The organism is Myroides sp. LJL116 (assembly GCF_054871685.1).
In genome coordinates, this window is the sequence record NZ_JBTXLR010000002.1 from 71696 (window position 1) to 96522 (window position 24827).

Annotated in this window: 20 protein-coding genes and 4 tRNA genes; 2 read left to right on the plus strand and 22 right to left on the minus strand. The window is 35.3% G+C overall.

Annotation, left to right across the window (positions count from 1 at the left end; translation table 11 throughout):
- Nucleotides 1-19: 19 nt before the first annotated feature.
- The 19 genes from ACYSNM_RS02455 to rpsU form a co-directional block, all read right to left on the minus strand.
- Nucleotides 20-1648 carry a dihydrolipoamide acetyltransferase family protein gene (locus ACYSNM_RS02455; protein WP_461755477.1) on the minus strand — a complete coding sequence of 543 codons (1629 nt, stop codon included), beginning with the start codon at nt 1646-1648 and terminating at the stop codon, nt 20-22.
- An 8-nt stretch (nt 1649-1656) separates the two neighbouring features.
- On the minus strand, nt 1657-2655 hold the full coding sequence (gene pdhA / locus ACYSNM_RS02460; RefSeq protein WP_461755478.1) for a pyruvate dehydrogenase (acetyl-transferring) E1 component subunit alpha: 999 nt from the start codon (nt 2653-2655) through the stop codon (nt 1657-1659).
- A gap of 395 nt (nt 2656-3050) precedes the next feature.
- Entirely contained in the window at nt 3051-3359 is a 309-nt protein-coding gene (locus ACYSNM_RS02465) for a DUF3467 domain-containing protein (RefSeq protein WP_461755479.1), read from the minus strand.
- A gap of 17 nt (nt 3360-3376) precedes the next feature.
- Nucleotides 3377-7648 (minus strand): DNA-directed RNA polymerase subunit beta', encoded by a 4272-nt coding sequence (rpoC, locus tag ACYSNM_RS02470; protein ID WP_461755480.1) that lies wholly within the window; start codon nt 7646-7648, stop codon nt 3377-3379.
- A gap of 72 nt (nt 7649-7720) precedes the next feature.
- A complete protein-coding gene (rpoB, locus tag ACYSNM_RS02475; RefSeq protein ID WP_461755481.1) occupies nt 7721-11533 on the minus strand; it encodes a DNA-directed RNA polymerase subunit beta in 3813 nt (1270 codons plus the stop codon).
- Between the two features lie 127 nt (nt 11534-11660).
- Nucleotides 11661-12029: a 50S ribosomal protein L7/L12 gene (rplL, locus tag ACYSNM_RS02480; protein WP_461755482.1), complete on the minus strand. Its 369-nt coding sequence runs from the start codon at nt 12027-12029 to the stop codon at nt 11661-11663.
- 87 nt (nt 12030-12116) lie between these two features.
- Entirely contained in the window at nt 12117-12605 is a 489-nt protein-coding gene (rplJ, locus tag ACYSNM_RS02485; RefSeq protein WP_461753824.1) for a 50S ribosomal protein L10, read from the minus strand.
- A gap of 22 nt (nt 12606-12627) precedes the next feature.
- Complete coding sequence (rplA, locus tag ACYSNM_RS02490; protein WP_461753823.1) at nt 12628-13317, minus strand: 50S ribosomal protein L1; 690 nt, start codon at nt 13315-13317, stop codon at nt 12628-12630.
- An 18-nt stretch (nt 13318-13335) separates the two neighbouring features.
- A complete protein-coding gene (gene rplK / locus ACYSNM_RS02495) occupies nt 13336-13773 on the minus strand; it encodes a 50S ribosomal protein L11 (RefSeq protein WP_461753822.1) in 438 nt (145 codons plus the stop codon).
- A gap of 54 nt (nt 13774-13827) precedes the next feature.
- A complete protein-coding gene (gene nusG / locus ACYSNM_RS02500) occupies nt 13828-14382 on the minus strand; it encodes a transcription termination/antitermination protein NusG (protein ID WP_461755483.1) in 555 nt (184 codons plus the stop codon).
- 12 nt (nt 14383-14394) lie between these two features.
- A complete protein-coding gene (secE, locus tag ACYSNM_RS02505) occupies nt 14395-14592 on the minus strand; it encodes a preprotein translocase subunit SecE (protein WP_461753820.1) in 198 nt (65 codons plus the stop codon).
- Between the two features lie 15 nt (nt 14593-14607).
- Nucleotides 14608-14678: transfer RNA gene (locus ACYSNM_RS02510), tRNA-Trp, on the minus strand.
- A 55-nt stretch (nt 14679-14733) separates the two neighbouring features.
- On the minus strand, nt 14734-15921 hold the full coding sequence (gene tuf, locus ACYSNM_RS02515; RefSeq protein WP_461755484.1) for an elongation factor Tu: 1188 nt from the start codon (nt 15919-15921) through the stop codon (nt 14734-14736).
- Nucleotides 15922-15979: 58 nt separating this feature from the next.
- Nucleotides 15980-16051, minus strand: a tRNA-Thr gene (locus tag ACYSNM_RS02520).
- Nucleotides 16052-16078: 27 nt separating this feature from the next.
- Nucleotides 16079-16159, minus strand: a tRNA-Tyr gene (locus ACYSNM_RS02525).
- A gap of 26 nt (nt 16160-16185) precedes the next feature.
- Nucleotides 16186-16259, minus strand: a tRNA-Thr gene (locus tag ACYSNM_RS02530).
- Between the two features lie 95 nt (nt 16260-16354).
- The gene (gene hpf / locus ACYSNM_RS02535; protein ID WP_461755485.1) at nt 16355-16654 is read right to left on the minus strand and encodes a ribosome hibernation-promoting factor, HPF/YfiA family; all 300 of its coding nucleotides are present in this window, start codon (nt 16652-16654) and stop codon (nt 16355-16357) included.
- Nucleotides 16655-16672: 18 nt separating this feature from the next.
- The gene (locus tag ACYSNM_RS02540) at nt 16673-17575 is read right to left on the minus strand and encodes a tyrosine-type recombinase/integrase (protein WP_461755486.1); all 903 of its coding nucleotides are present in this window, start codon (nt 17573-17575) and stop codon (nt 16673-16675) included.
- A 66-nt stretch (nt 17576-17641) separates the two neighbouring features.
- On the minus strand, nt 17642-17836 hold the full coding sequence (gene rpsU / locus ACYSNM_RS02545; protein ID WP_461753816.1) for a 30S ribosomal protein S21: 195 nt from the start codon (nt 17834-17836) through the stop codon (nt 17642-17644).
- Between the two features lie 311 nt (nt 17837-18147).
- Between rpsU and ACYSNM_RS02550 the strand changes: the two genes are divergently transcribed.
- Nucleotides 18148-19308, plus strand: coding sequence for a dicarboxylate/amino acid:cation symporter (locus ACYSNM_RS02550; RefSeq protein WP_461755487.1), 1161 nt, complete (start codon nt 18148-18150; stop codon nt 19306-19308).
- A 60-nt stretch (nt 19309-19368) separates the two neighbouring features.
- On the opposite strand, the gene ACYSNM_RS02555 is transcribed toward ACYSNM_RS02550, so the two are convergent.
- Nucleotides 19369-20511, minus strand: coding sequence for an acyl-CoA dehydrogenase family protein (locus ACYSNM_RS02555; protein WP_461755488.1), 1143 nt, complete (start codon nt 20509-20511; stop codon nt 19369-19371).
- Nucleotides 20512-20694: 183 nt separating this feature from the next.
- Nucleotides 20695-20916: a PspC domain-containing protein gene (locus tag ACYSNM_RS02560; RefSeq protein WP_461755489.1), complete on the minus strand. Its 222-nt coding sequence runs from the start codon at nt 20914-20916 to the stop codon at nt 20695-20697.
- Nucleotides 20917-21010: 94 nt separating this feature from the next.
- Here ACYSNM_RS02560 and ACYSNM_RS02565 point away from each other — a divergent pair, with 94 nt between their 5' ends.
- The gene (locus tag ACYSNM_RS02565) at nt 21011-22681 is read left to right on the plus strand and encodes a GLPGLI family protein (protein ID WP_461755490.1); all 1671 of its coding nucleotides are present in this window, start codon (nt 21011-21013) and stop codon (nt 22679-22681) included.
- 33 nt (nt 22682-22714) lie between these two features.
- On the opposite strand, the gene ACYSNM_RS02570 is transcribed toward ACYSNM_RS02565, so the two are convergent.
- On the minus strand, nt 22715-24691 hold the full coding sequence (locus ACYSNM_RS02570; RefSeq protein ID WP_461755491.1) for a putative porin: 1977 nt from the start codon (nt 24689-24691) through the stop codon (nt 22715-22717).
- Nucleotides 24692-24827: the final 136 nt, after the last annotated feature.

The window sequence follows — 24827 nt, forward strand, 5'->3', positions numbered from 1 at the left end:
ATTATAAAGCTTATTAAAATTAAGCTAACATTGTAACTGGATTTTCAATGAAACTCTTCAAAGTTTGTAAGAACTGAGCTCCTGTAGCTCCATCTACTGTTCTATGATCACAAGCTAAAGTTACTGTCATTGTATTACCTACTACTATTTGACCATCTCTAACTACTGGTTTTTCAACAATAGCCCCAACAGATAAAATTGCAGAGTTTGGTTGATTAATAATAGAAGTAAAAGATTGAATTCCAAACATACCTAAGTTAGATACAGTGAAAGTACTTCCGTCCATTTGAGCTGGAGTTAACTTCTTAGATTTTGCTTTACCAGCTAAATCTTTTACGTTAGCACCTATACTTGTAAGAGACATTTGATCTGTAAATGGTAATACAGGTACCACTAAACCATCCTCTACAGCTACAGCTACACCAATATTTACGTGGTGGTTAATTACTGTTGCATCATCTCTCCACTGGCTGTTTACTTGTGGGTGTTTCTTAAGAGCCATTGCACAAGCCTTTACTACCATATCATTGAAAGATACTCTAGTGTCAGGTAATGCATTGATAATCTTTCTACTTTCCATTGCATTATCCATTGCAATTTCAATAGTTAAATAGTAATGAGGCGCAGTAAATTTACTCTCCGCTAAACGACGAGCAATAGTCTTACGCATTTGAGAGTTTTTAACTTCCTCAATATTAACTTCTCCTGCAATAGCAAAAGGTTTAACATCACTAGTTGAACTAGACGTTACAGGCGCAGCAACTGCAGCTTTTGTTGCAACTGGAGCAACTGGAGCTACGAAGTTTTCAACGTCACGCTTGATAATTCTACCATTCTCACCCGAACCTTTAACTTGAGATAAAGTAATTCCTTTATCTAAGGCAATTTTACGAGCTAATGGGGAAATGAAAACACGTCCTGTTTGTTCTGTCGCAGATTCAACAACAGCCACAGGCTCTTGAGTTGTTGTTTGAGCAGCAACCTTTACAGTAGTCTCTTCCTTAGGAGCTACTACTCCACCGTTTGCTACAATAGCACTAACATCAGTTCCGTTAGGACCTAAAATAGCTAATATCGTATCTACTGGAGCAGTTTCACCCTCTTGAACACCAATGTATAATAAGTGTCCTGATTCGAATGCTTCAAACTCCATAGTAGCTTTGTCGGTCTCAATCTCTGCAAGGATATCTCCTTCTTCAACAACATCACCTACATGCTTAAGCCATGAAGCAACTGTTCCATCTGTCATAGTATCACTCAAACGAGGCATTGTGATTACTTTCACACCTTCTGGCATAACTGCCTCTTTTGTAGTTACTACTTCAGCAGCAGGCGCTGCTTCTACACTAGGAGCAGCTTGCTCTTGTGGAGCAACTCCGCCATTTTGAATAATAGCAGAAATATCTTCACCTTCTTGTCCAATAATAGCCAATAGTGTATCTACATCTGCAGTTTCTCCCTCTTTTAAACCTACGTACAACAAAGTCCCTGAGTAAAAAGACTCAAATTCCATTGTTGCTTTATCTGTTTCAATTTCAGCTAGAATATCTCCTTCTGAAATCTTATCTCCTACTTTTTTTAACCAAGCTGCAACAACACCTTCTGTCATGGTATCGCTTAAGCGAGGCATTGTAATTATATCTGCCATAATATTAATTATAATCTATGTGATAAAAAAGGATAATCATCTTGGTCATATACTACGTCATACATAACGTTAGTATCTGGGTAATCCGATTCCTCAGCGAACTTTTCACACTCTAAAACCAAGTCTTTCACACGTTGATCCATAGCTTGAATTTCTTGTTCACTAGCATAATTATTTGCCTTGATTACATCTAATACTTGAGTAATCGGGTCAATTTTCTTATACTCTTCAACTTCCTCTTTAGTACGATAATGTTGTGCATCCGACATAGAGTGTCCTCTATAACGGTAAGTTTTCATTTCTAAGAAAGTTGGTCCATCTCCACGGCGAGCTCTTTCAATAGCTTCATACATAGCCTCAGCAACCTTAACAGGATTCATTCCATCTACTGGTTGGCTTGGCATCTCATAACCTAAACCTAATTTCCATAAATCAGAGTGGTTAGCAGTACGCTCAACTGAAGTACCCATTGCGTATCCGTTGTTTTCTACAATGAATACAACTGGTAATTTCCAGTTCATGGCCATATTAAAAGTTTCGTGTAAAGATCCTTGACGTGCAGCACCATCTCCAAAATAGCACATAGTTACTGCTTTACGGTCAAAATATTTATCTGCAAATGCTAAACCTGCTCCTAAAGGTATTTGTCCACCTACAATACCGTGTCCTCCATAGAAGTTATGCTCTTTAGAGAAAATATGCATTGATCCTCCCAAACCTTGAGATGTACCAGTTGCCTTCCCTAATAACTCAGCCATAACTCTACGTGGATCAACACCTAAACCAATAGGTTGCACGTGGTTTCTGTATGCTGTAATCATTTTGTCTTTCGACAAATCCATTGCGTGTAAAGCTCCTGCCAAAACAGCTTCTTGCCCATTGTATAAATGTAAGAATCCTCTTACTTTTTGTTGGATATATAAAGCGGCAAGCTTGTCTTCAAACTTTCTCCAAAATAGCATTTCTTCATACCATTTAAGATAAACTTCTTTTGTAATTTCTTTCATATGACTTTACTTTAATTAAGTGACTAGGTCCCTTAAAAATACAGACTTTGTTCAATACTCCACACTACTGTGGATTAGCAAAAATAGCACATCTACTTTACAATGAAAAATTTATTTATACTTAATTGAGCATCTAGTAGAAATAATAGAGAAACTATATAGATAGAACAACTACAACTTAACAAATCCCCTTTATAAAACAACTAAAATCCATAACAACTTATGATATAACTCATTAAAAAGAAGATATTCAAGTAGAACACGAAAAAAACTTAAATTATTAAAAACAACAAATATCTCCTAGCAAACTAAAAACAACTCCTGCAATCAATGCTATTAAATAAAAAAGGGCCCTACAAAATGTAGAGCCCTTATATTATCTTAAAAACTATTTACTATGCCTCCCCTTTGTTGCCAAAATTAAGGCTAGCTAGGTTAGGAGCTTTATTTTGATCAAGAATTTTACCATTGTCCTGTTCAAAATTATCTATATTATCTTGCAAAGCTACTAATAGACGCTTGGCATGTTGAGGTGTCATAATTATACGAGACTTAACTCTTGGCTTTGGAATACCAGGCATAATACTGACAAAGTCTACAACAAATTCAGTGCTAGAATGATTAATAATAGCCAAATTTGAAAAAACCCCCTCTGAGACACTTTCGTCGATTTCAATGTTGAATCCTTTTTCTTGCTCTGACATAGTTAAAGTTTAAAATATTAAATTATTCCATCTTCTTCTAATGAACTAACCACGATATTCTCGTAGCTTCTCATACCAGTACCTGCAGGAATTCTGTGTCCAACAATTACGTTTTCTTTCAATCCTGAAAGTGTATCTACCTTACCTGCTACAGCAGCCTCGTTTAACACTTTAGTAGTTTCCTGGAATGAAGCAGCAGAGATAAATGACTTAGTCTGTAATGAAGCACGGGTAATACCTTGTAAAACAGGCGTACCAGTAGCTGGCATTACGTCTCTAGCCACAACTAGATTTTTATCTTCACGTCTTAATAAAGAATTCTCATCTCTTAGCTCACGCATAGAAACGATTTGTCCTTCTTTTAAGTGCTCTGATTCTCCAGCATCCTCTACAATTTTCATTGCAAATAGACGATCATTTTCATAGATAAAGTCACTAGCATGAACTAATTGGTCTTCTAAGAATAAAGTATCTCCAGGATCTTGGATTCTTACTTTACGCATCATTTGACGAATTACAACCTCAAAGTGCTTATCACTAATTTTTACACCTTGTAAACGGTAAACTTCTTGAATTTCGTTTACTAAGTATTGTTGAACCGCTGAAGGTCCTTGGATTCTCAAGATATCTTCTGGTGTAATTGCACCGTCTGATAAAGGTAAACCTGCTTTAACGAAGTCATTCTCTTGAACTAGAATCTGGTTAGATAATTTAACCAAATATTTTCTAATATCACCAGTTTTAGACTCTACGATAATCTCACGGTTACCTCTTTTGATTTTTCCAAAAGAAACCACTCCATCAATTTCAGATACTACAGCTGGATTCGAAGGATTACGAGCTTCTAATAACTCAGTAATTCTTGGTAAACCTCCTGTAATATCTCCCGCTTTAGATGTATGACGAGGAATCTTAACTAAAACTTTACCAGCTTTAATTTTTTCTCCATCATTAACCATTAAGTGAGAACCTACTGGTAAGTTGTATGAACGAATAAGTTCACCATCTTTTCCGTAGATTAATAAAGTTGGAATTAACTTCTTGTTTCTACTCTCTGTAATAACTTTCTCTTGGAAACCTGTTTGCTCATCGATCTCAACCATGAAAGTTTGACCTTGCTCGATATCTTCGTAAGCAATTTTACCAGTAAATTCAGAAACAATTACCCCGTTATATGGATCCCATTTACAGATTGTTGTATCTTCTTCTACTACATCTCCATCAGCAACATAAATAGTTGAACCGTAAGGAATGTTATTAGTTGTTAATAAAATTCCAGTGTTTACGTCAAATAATTTCGCCTCTGTTGAACGAGAAATTACAATATCAATAGCATTTCCTTCGTTGTCTTCACCTTTAACTGTTTTTAGATCTTCCATCTCTAGACGACCCTTAAACTTAGCGTTAATACTTGAAGTTTCAGAAATGTTTCCTGCTGTTCCTCCAACGTGGAACGTTCTTAATGTTAACTGTGTACCAGGCTCTCCAATTGACTGTGCAGCAATAACTCCAACAGCTTCTCCTCTTTGAACCATTCCAGCTGTTGCTAAGTTACGTCCGTAACATTTAGCACAAATACCAGTTTTAGCTTCACATGTTAATGGTGAACGAACCTCGATAGATTCAATCGGTGCAGCGTTAATAGCTTTTGAATGAGCTTCAATTACTTCTTCTCCTGCACTAACAATTACCTCAGAATTTAAAGGATTGATAATATCGTTTAACGCAACACGCCCTAAAACGCGTTCCCCTAAAGTTTCAATTACTTCCTCGTTTTTCTTAAGTGCTTTAACTTCAATTCCACGTAACGTACCACAATCTACTGTATTAACAATAACATCTTGAGCTACGTCATGTAAACGACGTGTTAAGTATCCAGCATCCGCTGTTTTTAACGCCGTATCGGCAAGACCTTTACGAGCACCGTGAGTAGAAATGAAATACTCTAAAATCGATAAACCTTCTTTAAAGTTAGAAAGAATCGGGTTTTCAATAATTTCACCACCACCTACAGTAGACTTTTTAGGCTTAGCCATTAAACCACGCATACCTGTTAACTGACGAATCTGTTCTTTCGATCCCCTAGCTCCAGAATCCAACATCATATATACTGAGTTGAAACCTTGCTTGTCTTCACGAATATTCTTCATCGCTAATTCTGTTAACATAGCATTTGTAGAAGTCCAAACATCAATAACTTGGTTGTAACGTTCGTTATTTGTAATAAGACCCATGTTATAGTTCATAGAAATATGATCTACTTGTGTATTAGCCTCATCAATTAACTCTTGTTTACGTCCAGGGATGATAATATCTCCTAAAGAGAAAGATAAACCTCCGCGGAACGCGTATCCATACCCCATGTCTTTGATATCATCTAAGAACTTAGCAGTAGTTGGAACGTCAGTGATGTTTAAAATACGACCAATAATATCTCTTAAAGATTTCTTAGTCAATACTTCGTTTATAAATCCTGCAACTTCTGGAACAACTTCATTAAATAAAATTCTTCCTGCAGTTGTTTCAATGATTTGATATTCTAATTCACCATCCGCATTAAAATCTCTTGCACGTACTTTAACACCAGCGTTAAGATCTAACTTACCTTCGTTAATAGCAATGTGAACTTCTTCCACAGAGTAGAAAATTAATCCTTCTCCTTTTACTATTTCCTCTGGAGTGCTCTTACGTAACTTAGTCATATAATAAAGACCAAGTACCATATCTTGAGATGGTACAGTAATAGGAGCACCGTTAGCTGGGTTAAGAATATTGTGAGATGCAAGCATCAACAATTGAGATTCTAAAATCGCTTCTGGACCTAAAGGTAAGTGAACAGCCATCTGGTCACCATCGAAATCCGCGTTAAAGGCAGTACACACTAATGGGTGTAACTGAATTGCTTTCCCCTCAATTAACTTAGGTTGGAAAGCCTGAATTCCTAAACGGTGTAATGTAGGAGCACGGTTTAATAAAACTGGGTGACCTTTAATTACATTTTCTAAGATGTCCCATACTACTGGTTCTTTCTTATCTATAATCTTTTTGGCAGATTTTACTGTCTTAACAATTCCTCTTTCGATCAACTTACGAATAACGAAAGGTTTGTAAAGTTCAGCAGCCATATCTTTAGGAATACCACACTCGTATAATTTCAGCTCAGGTCCTACGACAATTACTGAACGAGCAGAATAGTCCACACGTTTTCCTAATAAGTTTTGACGGAAACGACCTTGTTTACCTTTAAGAGAATCAGAAAGGGATTTTAAAGGACGGTTTGACTCAGTTTTAACTGCAGAAGATTTTCTAGTGTTGTCAAATAAAGAGTCAACAGCCTCTTGAAGCATACGTTTTTCGTTACGTAAAATAACTTCAGGAGCCTTAATTTCCATCAAGCGTTTTAAACGGTTGTTTCTAATGATCACACGACGGTATAAATCATTTAAATCCGAAGTAGCAAATCTACCACCATCTAATGGAACTAAAGGACGTAACTCAGGTGGAATAACTGGGATCACTTTTAAGATCATCCACTCTGGTTTGTTCTCACGGTTTAAATTAGATTCACGGAAAGACTCTACTACTTGTAGACGTTTTAACGCTTCTGTTTTTCTTTGTTTAGATGTTTCATTATTAGCTGCGTGACGTAAAGTATACGACAATTGATCTAAATCTGTAGTAGCTAATAAATCCATAATACACTCAGCACCCATTTTGGCGATGAATTTATTTGGATCAGTATCATCTAAGTATTGGTTCTCCATCGGAAGAGTATCACAGATATTCAAGTACTCCTCTTCAGTTAAGAAATCTAGACGTTTTAATTCTTCTCCATCAACATTTTTTGCAATACCTGGTTGGATTACAACATAACGTTCATAGTAAATAATCATATCTAGCTTCTTAGAAGGAAGCCCTAAAATATATCCAATCTTGTTTGGAAGCGAACGGAAATACCAAATATGAGCGATAGGCACAACTAAGTTAATATGTCCTACTCTATCTCTACGTACTTTTTTCTCAGTTACTTCTACTCCACAACGATCACAAACGATACCCTTGTAACGGATTCTTTTATACTTACCACAAGCACACTCATAATCTTTTACAGGACCGAAAATACGCTCACAGAAAAGACCATCTCTTTCTGGTTTATGAGTACGATAGTTAATAGTTTCTGGCTTTAAAACCTCACCTCTAGATTCTGCAAGAATAGATTCTGGTGAAGCTAAACCAATTGAGATTTTATTAAACCTTTTAACGGTATTTTTCTCTTTATTTTTATTCATGGTAAACTTACTTGTTAAAGTGTTGATATAAAGAGTAAGTGACAAAAAAGTCACTTACTCTATAATCTTAGTTTATTCTTCTAATCTGATGTCTAATCCAAGCCCTTTCAATTCATGCATTAATACATTGAATGATTCAGGTAATCCTGGTTCTGGCATAGTTTCTCCTTTAACGATTGCTTCGTAAGTTTTCGCTCTACCAATAACGTCATCCGACTTCACCGTCAAAATCTCACGTAAAGTACTAGATGCACCATAAGCCTCTAAAGCCCATACCTCCATCTCTCCAAAACGTTGTCCTCCGAATTGCGCTTTACCTCCTAAAGGCTGTTGCGTAATAAGTGAATAAGGACCGATTGAACGTGCGTGCATTTTATCATCTACCATGTGTCCTAATTTCAACATGTAAATTACACCCACTGTTGCTCTTTGGTGGAATCTTTCTCCCGTACCTCCATCATAAAGGTAAGTATGTCCAAATCTAGGAATACCAGCTTCATCTGTAAGTGCGTTGATCTGATCTAAATTAGCTCCGTCAAAAATAGGTGTAGCAAATTTCTTACCTAAGTTTAATCCAGCCCATCCAAGAACAGTTTCGTAAATCTGCCCAATGTTCATACGTGAAGGTACCCCTAATGGGTTTAACACAATATCAACTGGTGTACCATCTTCTAAGAAAGGCATATCTTCGTCTCTTACGATTCTAGCAACAATACCTTTATTTCCGTGACGACCAGCCATCTTATCTCCTACACGTAATTTTCTCTTCTTAGCAATGTAAACTTTTGCTAATTTAAGAATTCCAGAAGGTAATTCATCCCCAACAGTAATCATGAACTTCTCTCTTCTAAGAACTCCCTGTAGATCATTTAATTTAATCTTGTAATTATGGATTAAATCAGTAATCATACGGTTTGCCTCTTCATCAGTAGTCCATTGACCTTTTGTTAAGTGTGCAAAATCCTCAACAGCATGAAGCATTTTTTGAGTAAATTTCTTACCTTTTGGTAATACTTCTTCTCCTAAATCGTTAAGAACACCTTGAGATGTTTTACCATTAACAATAAAGAAAAGTTTATCCACAAGACGCTCTTTTAACTCATTGAATTTAACTTCAAATTTTGTCTCTAATAAAGCCAATTCGTCTTTATCTTTTGAACGCTTACGTTTATCTTTTACTGCACGAGCAAATAGTTTTTTATCTAAAACAACTCCTCTTAATGAAGGAGACGCTTTTAATGAAGCATCCTTAACATCTCCAGCTTTATCACCGAAAATAGCACGAAGTAATTTTTCTTCTGGTGTTGGATCCGACTCTCCTTTTGGAGTAATCTTACCAATTAAAATATCACCAGGTTTTACTTCAGCACCGATACGGATCATACCGTTCTCATCAAGATCTTTAGTAGCTTCTTCACTAACGTTAGGAATATCGTTTGTTAACTCTTCATTACCTAATTTAGTATCTCTAACTTCTAAAGTATAATCATCAATGTGAATAGATGTAAAGATATCCTCTCTTACTACTTTTTCAGAAATTACAATAGCATCCTCGAAGTTGTAACCTTTCCATGGCATAAATGCCACTTGTAAGTTACGTCCAAGAGCTAATTCTCCGTCTTGTGTAGCATATCCATCACAAAGTACTTGTCCTTTTTCAACTCTGTCACCTCTTCTTACGATAGGCTTAAGGTTGATACTTGTACTTTGGTTGGTTTTTCTAAACTTAATTAGATTATATGTCTTTTCGTCCGTATCAAAGCTAATTAAACGCTCTTCATCCGTACGATCATACTTAATAATAATCTTCTGTGCATCTACGTATTCAACCGTTCCATTTCCTTCAGCGTTTATTAACACTCTAGAATCAGAAGCAACTTGTCTTTCTAATCCAGTTCCAACAATTGGTGACTCTGGACGTAATAAAGGTACAGCTTGACGCATCATGTTTGATCCCATCAAAGCACGGTTGGCATCATCATGCTCTAAGAAAGGAATTAAAGAAGCCGAAATAGAAGCAATCTGATTTGGTGCTACGTCTGTAAAGTGAAGATCTTTTGGTTCTACAACCGGGAAATCCCCCTCTTCTTTAACAACAACACGCTCTTCAGTAATTTTTCCATTGTCATCTTGTGGAACGTTCGCTTGAGCGATTAACATTCCTTCCTCTTCCTCTGCACTTAAATACACAGGTTCTCCAGTGATATCTACTACTCCTTCGTTAACCTTGCGGTATGGAGTTTCGATGAATCCCATATTGTTAACTTTAGCATATACAGCTAAAGAAGAAATTAATCCAATGTTCGGACCCTCTGGTGTCTCAATAGGACATAAACGCCCGTAGTGAGTATAGTGAACGTCACGTACCTCGAAACCTGCTCTTTCTCTAGATAAACCTCCAGGTCCTAGAGCCGATAAACGACGTTTGTGCGTAATCTCAGCTAATGGATTGGTTTGATCCATAAATTGAGATAACTGGTTAGTTCCAAAGAAAGAATTAATAACAGAAGACAATGTCTTAGCATTAATTAAATCTATAGGCGTGAACACCTCATTATCACGTACGTTCATACGCTCACGAATTGTTCTAGCCATACGAGCTAAACCTACTCCAAACTGAGCTGAAAGTTGTTCACCAACAGTTCTAACACGACGGTTAGATAAGTGGTCAATATCATCAATCTCTGCTTTAGAGTTAATTAATTCAATCAAGTATTTAACAATAGTGATAATATCTTCTTTTGTTAAAACTTGTTTGTCAATAGGGGTATCAAGATTAAGTTTCTTATTCATTCTGTAACGACCAACTTCACCTAGATTGTAACGCTGATCAGAGAAGAATAATTTATCGATAATACCACGTGCAGTTTCCTCATCAGGCGGTTCTGCATTACGCAATTGACGGTAAATGTGCTCTACTGCTTCCTTTTCGGAGTTAGTAGGGTCCTTTTGCAAGGTATTATGTATGATGGCATAATCTGCCTGATTATTATCGTCTTTATGTAAAAGGATAGTTTTAACGTTAGCCTCAATGATTTCTTCGACATTATCTTTATCTAGGACTGTATCACGGTCTAAGATAATCTCATTTCTTTCAATTGAAACAACTTCTCCAGTATCCTCATCAACGAAGTCCTCGTGCCAAGTGTTTAATACACGTGCAGCAAGTCTTCGTCCTATATATTTTTTTAAACCTGTTTTTGATACTTTTACCTCTTCTGCAAGATCGAAAATCTCTAGGATATCCTTGTCTCTCTCAAATCCAATTGCACGGAATAAGGTTGTAACAGGTAATTTTTTCTTTCTATCGATATAAGCGTACATAACGCTATTAATATCGGTAGCAAACTCAATCCAAGAACCCTTAAATGGGATAACTCTTGCTGAATATAACTTTGTACCATTTGCGTGAAATGATTGACCAAAGAAAACACCAGGTGAACGGTGTAATTGTGAAACCACAACTCTCTCAGCACCATTGATTACGAAAGTACCACTTGGAGTCATGTACGGTATTGTTCCTAAATAAACATCTTGAACGATTGTTTCAAAATCTTCGTGTTCAGGGTCAGTACAGTAAAGCTTCAAGCGAGCCTTAAGCGGAACGCTATAAGTAAGTCCTCTATCGATACATTCTTCAATAGAATAACGCGGAGGGTCAACAAAGTAATCAAGGAACTCCAACACGAACTGGTTTCTTGTATCAGTAATCGGGAAGTTCTCCATGAAGGTATTGTACAAACCTTCCTTGCCTCTCTCATCGGACTTCGTTTCTAATTGAAAGAAATCCTTAAAAGACTTAACCTGGATATCTAGAAAATCTGGATATGCAGGAATGTTCTTCGTAGAAGCAAAATTTAATCTTTCAGTCTGATTTGTAATCATCAATGGACAAAAAATTTTGATTAGAATTTGAATAGAATTTTACGTACAAACAGAATTATACGCAAAATGGTTTAGGCCTTTGGATGTGCTCCCAAGACCTAAACCGAGTATATTTTAGAAAGAATGCTTATTTAAGCTCTACTACAGCTCCAGCTTCTTCTAATGCTTTCTTAAGACCTTCAGCCTCATCTTTAGAAATTGCTTCTTTGATGTTAGCAGGTACTGAATCTACGATATCTTTAGCTTCTTTTAATCCTAAACCTGTTAATTCTTTAACAGCTTTAACTACAGCTAATTTAGAAGCTCCAGCTTCTTTTAATACTACAGTGAATTCAGTTTGCTCTTCAGCTCCTGCACCGTCAGCTCCACCTGCAACTACTACAGCAGCAGCAGCTGGTTCGATTCCGTATTCGTCTTTTAATATAGTTGCTAATTCGTTAACTTCTTTTACTGTTAAGTTAACTAATTGTTCTGCGAATTGTTTCAAATCTGCCATTTTTCTATCTTTTAATGATTTGTAAAAAAAATATGTTTTATTAATGTGCGTTCATTCTGAACATTTAAATCCAAGGAGAAGTATCTACTACTCTTCGTCTTTAAATTGGTTTTTAAGAGCTGAAATAACTCTTTGAGCTGGAGACTGAAGTAATCCAATGATTTCTCCAATAACCTCTTCTTTAGATTTGATGCTTACTAATGTATCAAGTAAGTTCTCACCTGTGTAAACTTCATCCATGATGAAAGCTCCTTTAACAGATGGCTTCTCAGCTTTCTTGCTGAATTCCTTGATAATTTTTGCTGGAGCATTAGCTGTCTCAGCAAACATAATAGCACTGTTTCCTTTTAAAGTAGATGGTAACTCCTCGTAGTTTCTATCAGAAGCTTCCATAGCTTTTACAAGCAATGTATTTTTAACTACTTCTAAAGAAACACCTGCTTTATAACAAGCTTTTCTTAAGTTAGAAGTTACTTCTGCATTTAATCCCGAAATATCAGCGATGTAGATAACATTATTATCAGCTAACTTAGCTTTTAAGTCCTCTATCGCAACTGCTTTTTGTTCTCTAGTCATACTTATAATTTTTATTTACCAATTATACCGCTTTAGGATCTAAAGCAATAGCTGGGCTCATTGTACTAGATATATGAATAGACTTGATATAAGTACCTTTAGCTGCAGTTGGTTTTAATTTTAATAATGTTTGAATTAATTCAGACGCGTTCTCAGCGATTTTCTCAGCATCAAAAGATACTTTTCCGATACCCGCATGAACAATTCCAGTTTTATCAACTTTAAAATCGATTTTACCAGCTTTTACTTCTTGAACAGCTTTCGCTACGTCCATAGTAACTGTACCAGTTTTAGGGTTAGGCATTAAACCTCTTGGACCTAAAATTCTTCCTAAAGGACCTAATTTACCCATAACAGCAGGCATAGTGATGATAACATCAACATCTGTCCAACCGTCTTTAATCTTCTGTAAGTACTCATCTAATCCAACATAGTCAGCTCCAGCTTCTTTAGCTTCAGCTTCCTTATCTGGAGTAACTAATGCTAAAACTCTAACGTCTTTTCCAGTACCGTGAGGTAAAGTTACAACACCACGAACCATTTGGTTAGCTTTACGAGGATCTACTCCTAAACGCACAGCGATATCTACAGATTCATCAAATTTTGCAGTTGCAACATCTTTAATTAATGCAGAAGCATCAGTTAAAGAATACAATCTGTTTTTCTCAATCTTAGCAGCTGCTTCTTTTTGCTTTTTTGTCAATTTTGCCATTTCTTCTGTCTTTTACAATTAAAAAGGAGCTGTTCCTGTTACTGATATACCCATACTTCTTGCAGTACCAGCTACCATAGTCATAGCTGCTTCAACAGTAAATGCATTTAAATCAGGCATTTTATCTTCTGCAATTGCACGTACTTGATCCCAAGTTACGCTAGCAACTTTTTTTCTGTTAGGCTCTCCAGATCCAGATTTCACTTTCGCAGCCTCTAATAATTGAACAGCAGCAGGTGGCGTTTTAACAACAAATTCAAAAGATTTGTCTTTATACACAGTAATTTGTACTGGTAAAATTTTGCCGGCTTTATCTTGTGTTCTAGCATTAAATTGCTTACAGAACTCCATGATGTTAACTCCAGCAGCCCCCAAAGCAGGTCCAACCGGTGGCGAAGGATTCGCAGCACCTCCCTTAACTTGTAGTTTAACTACTTTACTAATTTCTTTTGCCATTTCTTAAAAATTTAGCACATCTCAATTGGAAGCAAGATGCGTATGTATGTAACATTATAATTTTTCTACTTGAGTAAAATTCAATTCTAAAGGTGTCTTTCTTCCGAAAATTTTCACCATTACTTCAAGCTTGCGCTTTTCTTCGTTGATGTTTTCCACTACTCCATCGAAACCATTAAATGGTCCGTCAATAACCTTAACACTCTCACCAACTTCATAAGGAATAACTCCAGTGTCTATCTTCACAGACAATTCGTCTACTCGTCCTAGCATACGATTAACTTCAGCTTCTCTCAAAGGCACAGGCTCACCACCTCTTGTTTCCCCTAAGAAACCAATTACACCAGTAATTGATTTAATTGCGTGAGGAACTTCACCTGTAAGATTTGCTTCGATCATCACATAACCAGGAAAATAAACACGCTCTGTAGTTTTCTTTTTTCCGTTCTTATCATGAGTAACGAACTTTTCTGTAGGTACTAAAACCTGCGATAAGTAGTCAGAAAGTCCTAGTCTAGAAATCTCAGATTCGATATAATTCTTCACTTTGTTTTCTTGTCCACTAACTGCACGAACTACATACCATTTTTTCACGCTTGTATCAGCCATAATATATTTTCTTTATGCTTTAGCCCATTTATAGAACACACCTAAAAACTCTCCAAACAAAGAGTCCACACCCCAAGTTGCTAATGAAAACACTATTGCAAACACTGCCACAATAATCGTTTTACGCTGCACTTCAGCCCATGGAGACCATGTCATGTTAGTTTTTAATTCCGTAAACGACTCCGATATATAATTAAAAATCTTTGCCATATGATATCTTATTTGCACGGGTGGAGGGATTCGAACCCCCATCAACGGTTTTGGAGACCGCTATTCTACCCTTGAACTACACCCGTTTGTTTAAAGTCAGCGATAAATCGCTGACTTTAAGGTTTTATTTATACTAATAAATTAGTCTAAAATTTCAGTTACCTGACCAGCACCTACTGTTCTACCTCCTTCACGGATAGCAAAACGTAAACCTACTGATAAAGCGATTGGGTTTAATAACTCAACAGTGATAGTTAAGTTATCTCCAGGCATAACCATTTCTACTCCTTCTGGTAATTGGATAGTTCCAGTTACGTCAGTTGTACGTACGTAGAACTGAGGACGGTAGTTGTTATGGAATGGAGTGTGACGTCCACCTTCTTCTTTTTTAAGGATATAAACCTCTGCTTTGAATTTAGCGTGTGGCTTAACAGATCCTGGCTTAACGATAACCATTCCACGACGGATATCAGTTTTGTCAATACCTCTTAATAATAAACCAACGTTATCTCCAGCTTCACCTCTATCAAGGATCTTACGGAACATCTCAACTCCTGTAATTGTAGAAGTTAATTTGTCAGCTCCCATACCGATGATTTCAACAGCATCTCCAGTGTTAGCAATTCCAGTTTCGATACGTCCTGTAGCAACAGTTCCACGTCCTGTAATTGTAAATACGTCTTCTACTGGCATTAAGAATGGTTTTTCTGTATCACGTACTGGCTCTTCGATCCAGTTATCAACAGCTTCCATTAATTCCAATAATTTGTCAACCCATTGTTGCTCACCGTTTAAAGCTCCTAAAGCAGAACCTTGAACTACTGGACCATTATCTCCATCATATTGGTAGAAAGATAATAAATCTCTAATTTCCATTTCAACAAGTTCTAATAACTCAGCATCGTCTACTAAGTCAACTTTGTTCATGAAAACAACAATTCTAGGAATACCTACTTGGCGACCTAATAAGATGTGCTCACGAGTTTGTGGCATTGGACCATCTGTTGCAGCAACAACAAGAATAGCACCATCCATTTGTGCAGCTCCAGTAACCATGTTCTTAACGTAATCCGCGTGACCTGGACAGTCAACGTGAGCGTAGTGACGGTTAGCTGTAGCATATTCTACGTGAGAAGTGTTAATTGTAATTCCACGTTCTTTTTCTTCTGGAGCGTTATCAATTTGATCGAAAGATCTAGCTTCTGAAAATCCAGCATCTGACAATACTTTAGAAATTGCTGCAGTAGTAGTTGTTTTTCCGTGATCCACGTGTCCAATAGTACCGATGTTTAAGTGCGGCTTTGAACGATCAAAAGTTTCCTTTGCCATGATTTAATAATTTAATCTTAGTTATATAATTAGTGTTCAAATATAATAAAAAAACCTGAGCCAATGACGGGATTTGAACCCGTGACCTCTTCCTTACCAAGGAAGCACTCTACCCCTGAGCTACACCGGCTTATTCTATTCTCCTTATATTTAGTAGTGGGGAGAGCAGGATTCGAACCTGCGAAGGTTACCCAACGGATTTACAGTCCGTCCTCGTTGGCCGCTTGAGTATCTCCCCAATATCTTTAATTTATTTCTACTTTGAGCCGATGGAGGGACTCGAACCCACGACCTGCTGATTACAAATCAGCTGCTCTAGCCAACTGAGCTACACCGGCATTTTTTACTCAATAGAAAAAGTCCGCTATTTCTAACGGACTGCAAATGTATATATTTTATTGATTAAAAAAAACAATTTCACTATTTTTTTCAATTAATATGCTTTACTTTTCTCTTTATATTTCATCAACAAACGTTCTATAGCGTCTGCACCTAGATCTGAACTTTCTTCAAAAGACTTACTCGTCTTCTTAACCACTAGCTCATCTCCTGGAACCAGCATCTTAATTTCAGCCGTTTTATTCTCCTTTTCATTATTATTTTCAAGCTTTAAAAAAACTTCAATTGCAATAACTTTGTCATAAAACTTAGCAACTTTCCCTAAACGCTCGTTTATAAAATCAACCAATTTACGGTCAACATTAAAATTTGTAGCCTGAATGTTTACTTTCATAAATAATAAATTTAATGGTTAATTATCTTCTTTATCTACTCTAGGATGTGCACTTTGATAAACCCTCTTTAATTCCTTCAAATTAACCTGAGTATAAATCTGTGTGGTAGAAAGACTCTCATGTCCCATTAATTCTTTTACTGAATTAATATCCGCACCCCCTTCTATTAAATGAGATGCGAAAGAATGCCTTAGCACATGAGGACTCTTCTTCTCCTTTGTAGTAACAACACTAAAATAGCGATTTATTAACCGATAAACAAACATTTCATTCACTTTATTTGTGCTATCCCTATATAAAAGCCATCCCTTGGTCTTGGAAACTCCCCATAATTCGCTTACCATTTCCAAGTAAGAGAAAATACTTTGACAGAGTTCTGGCAAAACAGGCAAATAACGCACTTTATCACCTTTACCGTGAATTTTTACTTGCTTAGAGTAAAAATCAAAATCTTCCACCCTCAAAGCTACAAGTTCAGCTCTACGCAACCCCAACATATAAAGTAAATCGATAACTAATAAATCCCTTTGAGATTCTAAATCCGAATTCTCCATTAGGCTTGAACGAACTTTATCTATTTCATTTTGCGAAAAAGGCAAATGCAATTTCTTTTCCACCTTTAAAGATCGATGCAATTGCAAAGGATGAACCCTGACCTGCCCAACTTGCTGCATAAATTTATAAAAACTACGCAGAGTACTAATTTTCCTATTAATGGAACGATTAGCGAACCCTTGTTCCGATAAAGAAACTATCCACGCGCGAACAATATCATAATTCACCTCTACCAAAGAAAAACCCAAGGTAGTACTAAAAGTATCAAAAGCGCTTAAGTCATCCCCATAGGCTTTTAATGTAAGAGCAGAATACCCTTTCTCTTTAGCAATAAAATCTAAAAATTTTGCAATATTTTTTTCCATAAAAAAAACCGTTGCAACAAAGTTACTACTTTATTACAACGGTTAATTTATTTTTTAAAAGATTGCTTAGAATTCTACAGCATCTCTTAAATGCTGAATGTATTCAGCTTTTTGCATTTTGTCTCTTTTAAGTACAGAAGGTTTCGAGAAGTATTGACGAGATCTTAACTGACGTAAAGTTCCTGTTCTGTCAAATTTTCTTTTGTAGCGCTTAAGTGCTCTATCGATATTTTCTCCGTCTTTAATTGGAATGATTAACATGTTTTCATACACCTCCTCTCATTTGTTGGTGCAAAAGTAGTACATTTTCTACACTCTACAAGAAAAAATATATATTTTTTTTAAAAATAAATAAGAAATAGCAGACTAAAGCCAAGAAAACACTAAGCTTCTGAGCATCTATAGCTTACTGAAATTTATCCTCTATTAAATGACCTAACTTACAAATAAGCCAAAAACAAGGCTATACCATATTTGTGGTATTTACCTACTTTGACAAGGATACAAAAAATAAATAACCTTAATTTTGGTGGAAATTTTAATTATCTTTAAAATAAATAAACACTCATCAAATGTTAAAAATATTCAACAACACAATTGTCCGTCTTTTACTAGGTGTAGTAATTGGATTAATAATAGGGCCTCTGTTAGGAGACATTGCTCTTCAAGTTACTTTATCTATACGACATGTATTAGGACAAATTATTTTATTTTTAGTACCACTAATCATTTTAGGTTTTGTAGTATCCTCGATTACAAAATTAGATAGAGGTTCCACTAAAATCATTGGCTTTTCTATTGCAATTGCATACTTATCAAGTGTTGGAGCAGGACTCTTCTCTTCTTTCCTAGGTTATTCTATATTACCTAATTTAGAAATTGAAAATAATGTACATTCCTTAAAAGAGTTACCTAAGATGTTATTCAAATTAGACATTCCACCTGTATTTGGTGTAATGACTGCTTTGACCCTAGCTTTAATGATAGGAGTAGGTATCCTTTGGATACAGTCTAAAGAACTAGAAAGAATTTTTGATCAATTCAAAGATATCGTACTACTTTTAGTAAACCGCGTACTTGTACCAATTCTGCCTATTTATATTATGGCAAACTTTGCACTACTAAGTTATGAGGGTTCTATACAATCTCAATTACCAGTATTCTTAACAGTAATCCTTATTGTAATTGCAGCACACTTCGTATGGTTAGCATTTTTATATACAATGGCCGGTATATATTCTAAGAAAAACCCTTGGGAGGTAATTCGCCATTATCCATCTGCATATCTTACTGCAGTAGGAACAATGTCCTCAGCAGCTTCATTAGGTGTAGCATTACAATCAGCACATAAAAGCAAAGTTTTAAAACCAGAAGTTACAAACTTTACAATTCCGTTCTTCTCTAACATCCATCTTTGTGGATCTGTACTAACAGAAGTTTTCTTTGTAATGACAGTTTCTTTAGTACTTTATGGTACATTACCAACTTTAGCAACTATGATTGTCTTTATAATTCTTTTAGGAATTTTCGCAATTGGAGCACCAGGTGTACCTGGAGGTACAGTTATGGCATCATTAGGTATTATTGCATCGGTTCTTGGTTTTGATGACGCTGGAATTGCATTAACATTAACCATTTTTGCATTACAAGATAGTTTTGGGACAGCTTGTAATATAGCAGGTGATGGAGCATTAAGTTTAATGGTAACAAAGTACTCTGAGAAAAAAGAATAATACCTACCAATATAAACAACATAAAAAAATGGAGCACTCATTGAGTAGCTCCATTTTTTTTTATTCTTTCAATATATTTCTAGAAATAACCACTTTCTGAATTTCTGTAGTACCTTCTCCAATTGTACATAATTTAGAGTCACGGTAAAACTTCTCCACTGGGAAATCTTTTGTATAACCATAACCTCCATGAATCTGAACTGCCTCATTAGCTACTTTCACACAAACTTCCGATGCATACATCTTTGCCATTGCGCCTAATTTAGTAACTGGTTTATGGTTGTTCTTTAAAAAAGCTGCTTTATGCAATAGAAGCTCAGATGCTTCAATCTCTGTAGCCATATCAGCTAATTTAAAACCAATAGCTTGAAAATCACAAATTGGCTTACCAAATTGAACTCTCTCTTTAGAATATTTTAAAGCAGCTTCATAAGCTCCCTTAGCAATTCCTAAAGATAGTGCTCCAATAGAGATTCTACCACCATCTAAAACTTTCATAGCCTGAATAAATCCTTCTCCTACTTCACCTAAGCGATTAGCATCTGGAACACGGCAATTATCGAAAATTAATTCAGCAGTTTCAGAAGCGCGCATTCCTAATTTATTCTCTTTCTTTCCACTTGAAAAACCAGGAGTACCTTTCTCTACAACAAAAGCTGTCATTCCACGAGAATCTCCCTTTTCACCTGTGCGTACAATTACAACAGCAATATCTCCAGAAATGGCGTGAGTTATAAAATTCTTAGCTCCATTTAAAATCCAATCATCCCCATCTTTAACTGCAGTAGTACTCATACCACCAGCATCTGAACCTGTATTGTGTTCGGTTAATCCCCAAGCTCCAATAAATTCAGCCGTAGCCAATTTTGGCAACCATTTACTTTTTTGCTCTTCGTTACCAAACTCTAATAAGTGATTTGTACATAAAGAGTTGTGCGCTGCAACAGAAAGACCGATAGAAGAGTCTACTTTAGAAATCTCCTCTACAATAGTTATATATTCATGGTAACCTAGTTCTGATCCTCCATATTTTTCAGGCACTAAAACTCCCATATACCCCATCTGCCCAAGTTTCTTGAATAAATCGATTGGAAAAGTTTGGTCCTCATCCCATTCCATAATAAAAGGACGTATATGTTGCTCTGCAAAATCTCTAATGGATTGAGCAATCATAGCTTGTGTTTCGTTATATTCAAAATTCATAGTACTATATTTTAATTCCTAAAATCAAATATAAACTAAATATATTAATATAAAAGTCCTAAAAACACAACATCCCATATAAAAATATAGATAGTCTTCTTTTTTAGACAATAAACTCACAAAATAAAAGCAGTATAAAAATAATATAAAAGGGTATAAAATCTATATTACCTTCCTTGTATACTATAAATCAAACACAGAAGAGCGCTTAGTATAAATTAGGTCCTTGATCTTAGCTAAGAAGGCTAGAGTTAGGTAAAAAGCAAAAGCCAACCCTAAAGTAAAAAAAGAAAGATAAATAAAAAAAAGACGAATTCTTGCCGCTTTAATTCCAATCCTCTCCCCTATTCTAGAGGAAACCCTAAAGCCATATTTTTCTAAAAAATACCTCAGATTATTTATCATGAACAAAAAATTAAGTAATTTCAAAATTACGATATTATTTTCATATCCTTACAGAATATAAATAAAACCTATATAAACCTTAACCAAAAAAACAATGAAATCTTATTTATTCTACATCCTGTCCATAGTGACATTAACCATTCAGCCTATCTACTCTCAGGGACTAGAAGTATCCTACTCTATCTACAACAATGAACAGCTTTCTAACCAAGACAACCCTGTTTTATTAAGAACAACTCCACTGGATTTCCTTATTTTGACTAAGAAACAAGCCATGGGTCAGGAATTAAATTACCCTTATGAACAGTTTTATTTTCAAACAAATCAAGACTCTTTATATTCTCTTGCGTATTTAAGCCAAGATAAAAGCATAAAAACAATAAATACCCAAAGATATACTTCTTATAAGTTAGAGAAGGATACCAAAGAAATATTAGGATATCTATGCCATAAAGCAACAATTATAATCAATTCCAACACTTATACAATTTGGTATACAAAGGACAAAGATCTATATGGTGGTCCTACTTTAATTGGTGCTGATCTAGGACTTGTTTTAGAATTAGATAGAAACAATACACAAAAGACAATCGCGACCAAAATAGAGAAAATCAAAAAAAACACTATAAACACACCTTCACAATGGAATAAAACCCCTAGTTTAAGTAAAGCGCAATATGACAAAGTTCTTTATAGTAGCCGCTTTCAAAGCATTGAATTATTTTCTGATACTACAATTAACTTTGACCCTAATTCAACAGATACAATCCCTGGAGTTTACAAAGTAGCAAATGGAACAGTAGTGGTTAAGAAAATAAAATTTCCAAAAATACAACCAAATAGCAACGTATTTCTAAAACTTACCCAACACTCTAATGGAGATGCATACGATAGAACAGGAAGTGTTTTTATCCTGCCTACTGACAAAGAAATGGATATACTAAAAGCACTAGAGCAAGGAGTTTCAAACCTACCTACATACACAGATCACCAAGGGAAAAATTACCAAGGAATGGTAGCTACTCCTACTTATAATCCTGCAATAGAATTAATGCGATTTTTCACCTCATTTGGAATTAAACAATATAATCACATTAATTTTCTGGAAAAAAATTGGCAAGATGAGTCCTTGTTTATGCAAGAAATTTCAGAATTCACTCCAATTCTATCGGAACAAACTCACTACATAGGAGTCTACATTGGTAATTACGATAAAGGAGGACATAAGATTAATGCCCAAATCGATATACATCCAAGTTTATCTACTGTAGAGCAAAGCCAAGTAATACTACCATTATTCAACACCACTAATATCTTTGAGATGGCAGGTCAGGCCTACCCTATAATGTTTTCGGACGAGAAAGGACTTGTTGTAGAATTTGAGCTAGAGCATCCTCTTGAAAATGCACAATTACGCTATACCACCACAGGTCACGGAGGCTGGTCAGGTGGAGATGAGTTTAATCCAAAACTTAATAAAATAAGCTTAGATGATAGTAACCTTATCAGCTATTATCCTTGGAGACAAGATTGCGGATCTTACAGAGATTTTAATCCTGCCTCTGGAAATTTCACCAATGGACTTTCTTCCTCTGACCTAAGTAGATCCAATTGGTGTCCTGGTACAGTTACAAATCCAATTTGGATACCTATTGGTGATCTAACTGCTGGAAAGCACCGTATCACACTTCAAATCCCAATGGGAGCACCTCAGGGAAATAGTCAGAGCTACTGGTGTACTTCTGCTACTCTTTTCGGTCAATAAAAAAAGCCACTTTTAAAAGTGGCTTTTTATTTATTATGTAAAGAAGTTCCAAGTGATTCCAAATCGCAAAGCAAAATCACGATAAGGATAGTTTGGAGCACTATAGTAATTATATCCTGTCATACTTGCATTAAAGTGCTCTAAAATCAAGAATATCTTAGCTGTACGTATTTTCATATCGATGAAAAAATCAAATACTGGATAGTCCCCAATCTGCACTCTGTCTTGTACAAAAAACGAACCCAATAAAGGATTAAAATCATTACCATAATACTTCGAAAAGTATTTAAAACTAATCCCAGTTTGGAACTTTAAGGCTTTATCAAAAAATGCATCTGAGTAATAAAGGGTATTTCTAGTTAAGAAAGCAGGTACATTAACAATGTTGTCTTCTTGTTTAACATGTTGGTATAAAATGGTATTATCTAATCCCCATTTTCCAAATCGAATATCCTTAGAAATTTGTAAAGAAAGATAGTCGATCGACTTTCCATATTGCTTAGGAGTAGTTATAATCTGATTTGGAATACCAAATTCATTATACACAGGATTATCATTAGAGAAATATAACTTATCCTGCATATTAGCATATACCCCAGTTAAGTTAAAATAAGGTGTATCTAAATAAAAGTCAAACTGATTAATCTTCTCGTTTTTAAAATTATTGTTCCAATTGTAACTTACATAATCACTTTGAAATAGATAATAGCTAAGATCTCCTAAACGGGAAACATTACTAAAAGACCCTCCTACTTTCCATTGGTCCTTTATATTGTAGTCAGCAGAAATAATAATATTTCTAGAATTATCCTTACCTGCAGAAGCACTCAATAATGCAGAAGCATTTAAGCGATCTTTTTTATAAGAATATTTACCTCCAAATAAAGTTATATCCTTAGTTAACTGATCTGGTATACGCTCCCCTTGTATGTAAGCAATACTTTGGTAGTGATAGCGATGATGATGAAAATCAACAAAGGCCTCAAAGCGCCCAAATTCACTTGAATCAAAAGCAACTCCAACTTTATTAAAAAACTTATTATACCTTGTTTTATTATTTATAGAAGAAGTAAAAGCATCCCCAAAACGAAAAGTATCATCGTATATATTATTGATATCGGTTTGCTTAAATTCAAAAAACTTATCTTCATATACAAACTCATGGGTTAAGAGTAATCCATTTGAAAAAGACTTGTTTAATTGGTATTGATGATTTAAGAAAACTCGTTTACCTTTTAAAACAGTTTCAACATCCCTGAAGTAAACATTTAACCTCTCTCTCTTATTATAAGGCTTTTCACTAGACTCGAATAAATTTAAGTCACGTATTCCCCCATTTTGCCCATTAGAAAAGTCTTGCATGGTAAAGTGGGTACGTAACAAATACCTTTTATTCGGAGACTGATAACTAGCTCCAAAACGGAAATTACCATTAGAACTAAGTTCATTGATATATCTCCCCACAGAACGAAGTCCTTTATAACCTATAGAAAAATTGAAATTTTCACTAGTATTCATAGTGATAAAAGCATCTAAATTTTGCCCTTGCTTCATCACAGACTTATAGTATAAATCGGTATATGGAGTTGGAACAGAATAATACTTTATATCTTCTATTTGTAAGTAAGCAAATTGCTGAGCACGAAATCCAAAATCAGGAAACAACTCTTTTGCATTAGTATCAAATTTTAATGTATTATAGGTTTGCCCTACATTGGAAAAGGCAAGCAATCCGAAATTATCCTTACGAAGGTAATTATAGGTATAGTACTTTTTTATACTAAGTGCCGTATCTACAGCAATGGTATCATTATTTATGGAAATTATCTTGTAATCTTTAATAGAGGCGATAGAATCCGTTTTCTTAGTATTACGAAGACTTTTAAATTCTTTTTCTTTTGGATCTTGCGGTTGATTTGAATCGTAATTCAACGTGTTAAAATCCATACCTTGTTGTGCTGTAGCCCCAAAGAAAAACAGCAACACAATTATGGTAAGATACTTATGCATACAAAAAATAGTTTTGACAAAGTTAAATCTATTTTTGAATTAAAATAATACTAGCCTATAGAATATGCCGAGTATACAATAAAAACAACATAGTATATAAAAGTGAATATAAAAAAATAGGGCTTTACCAAAAGGT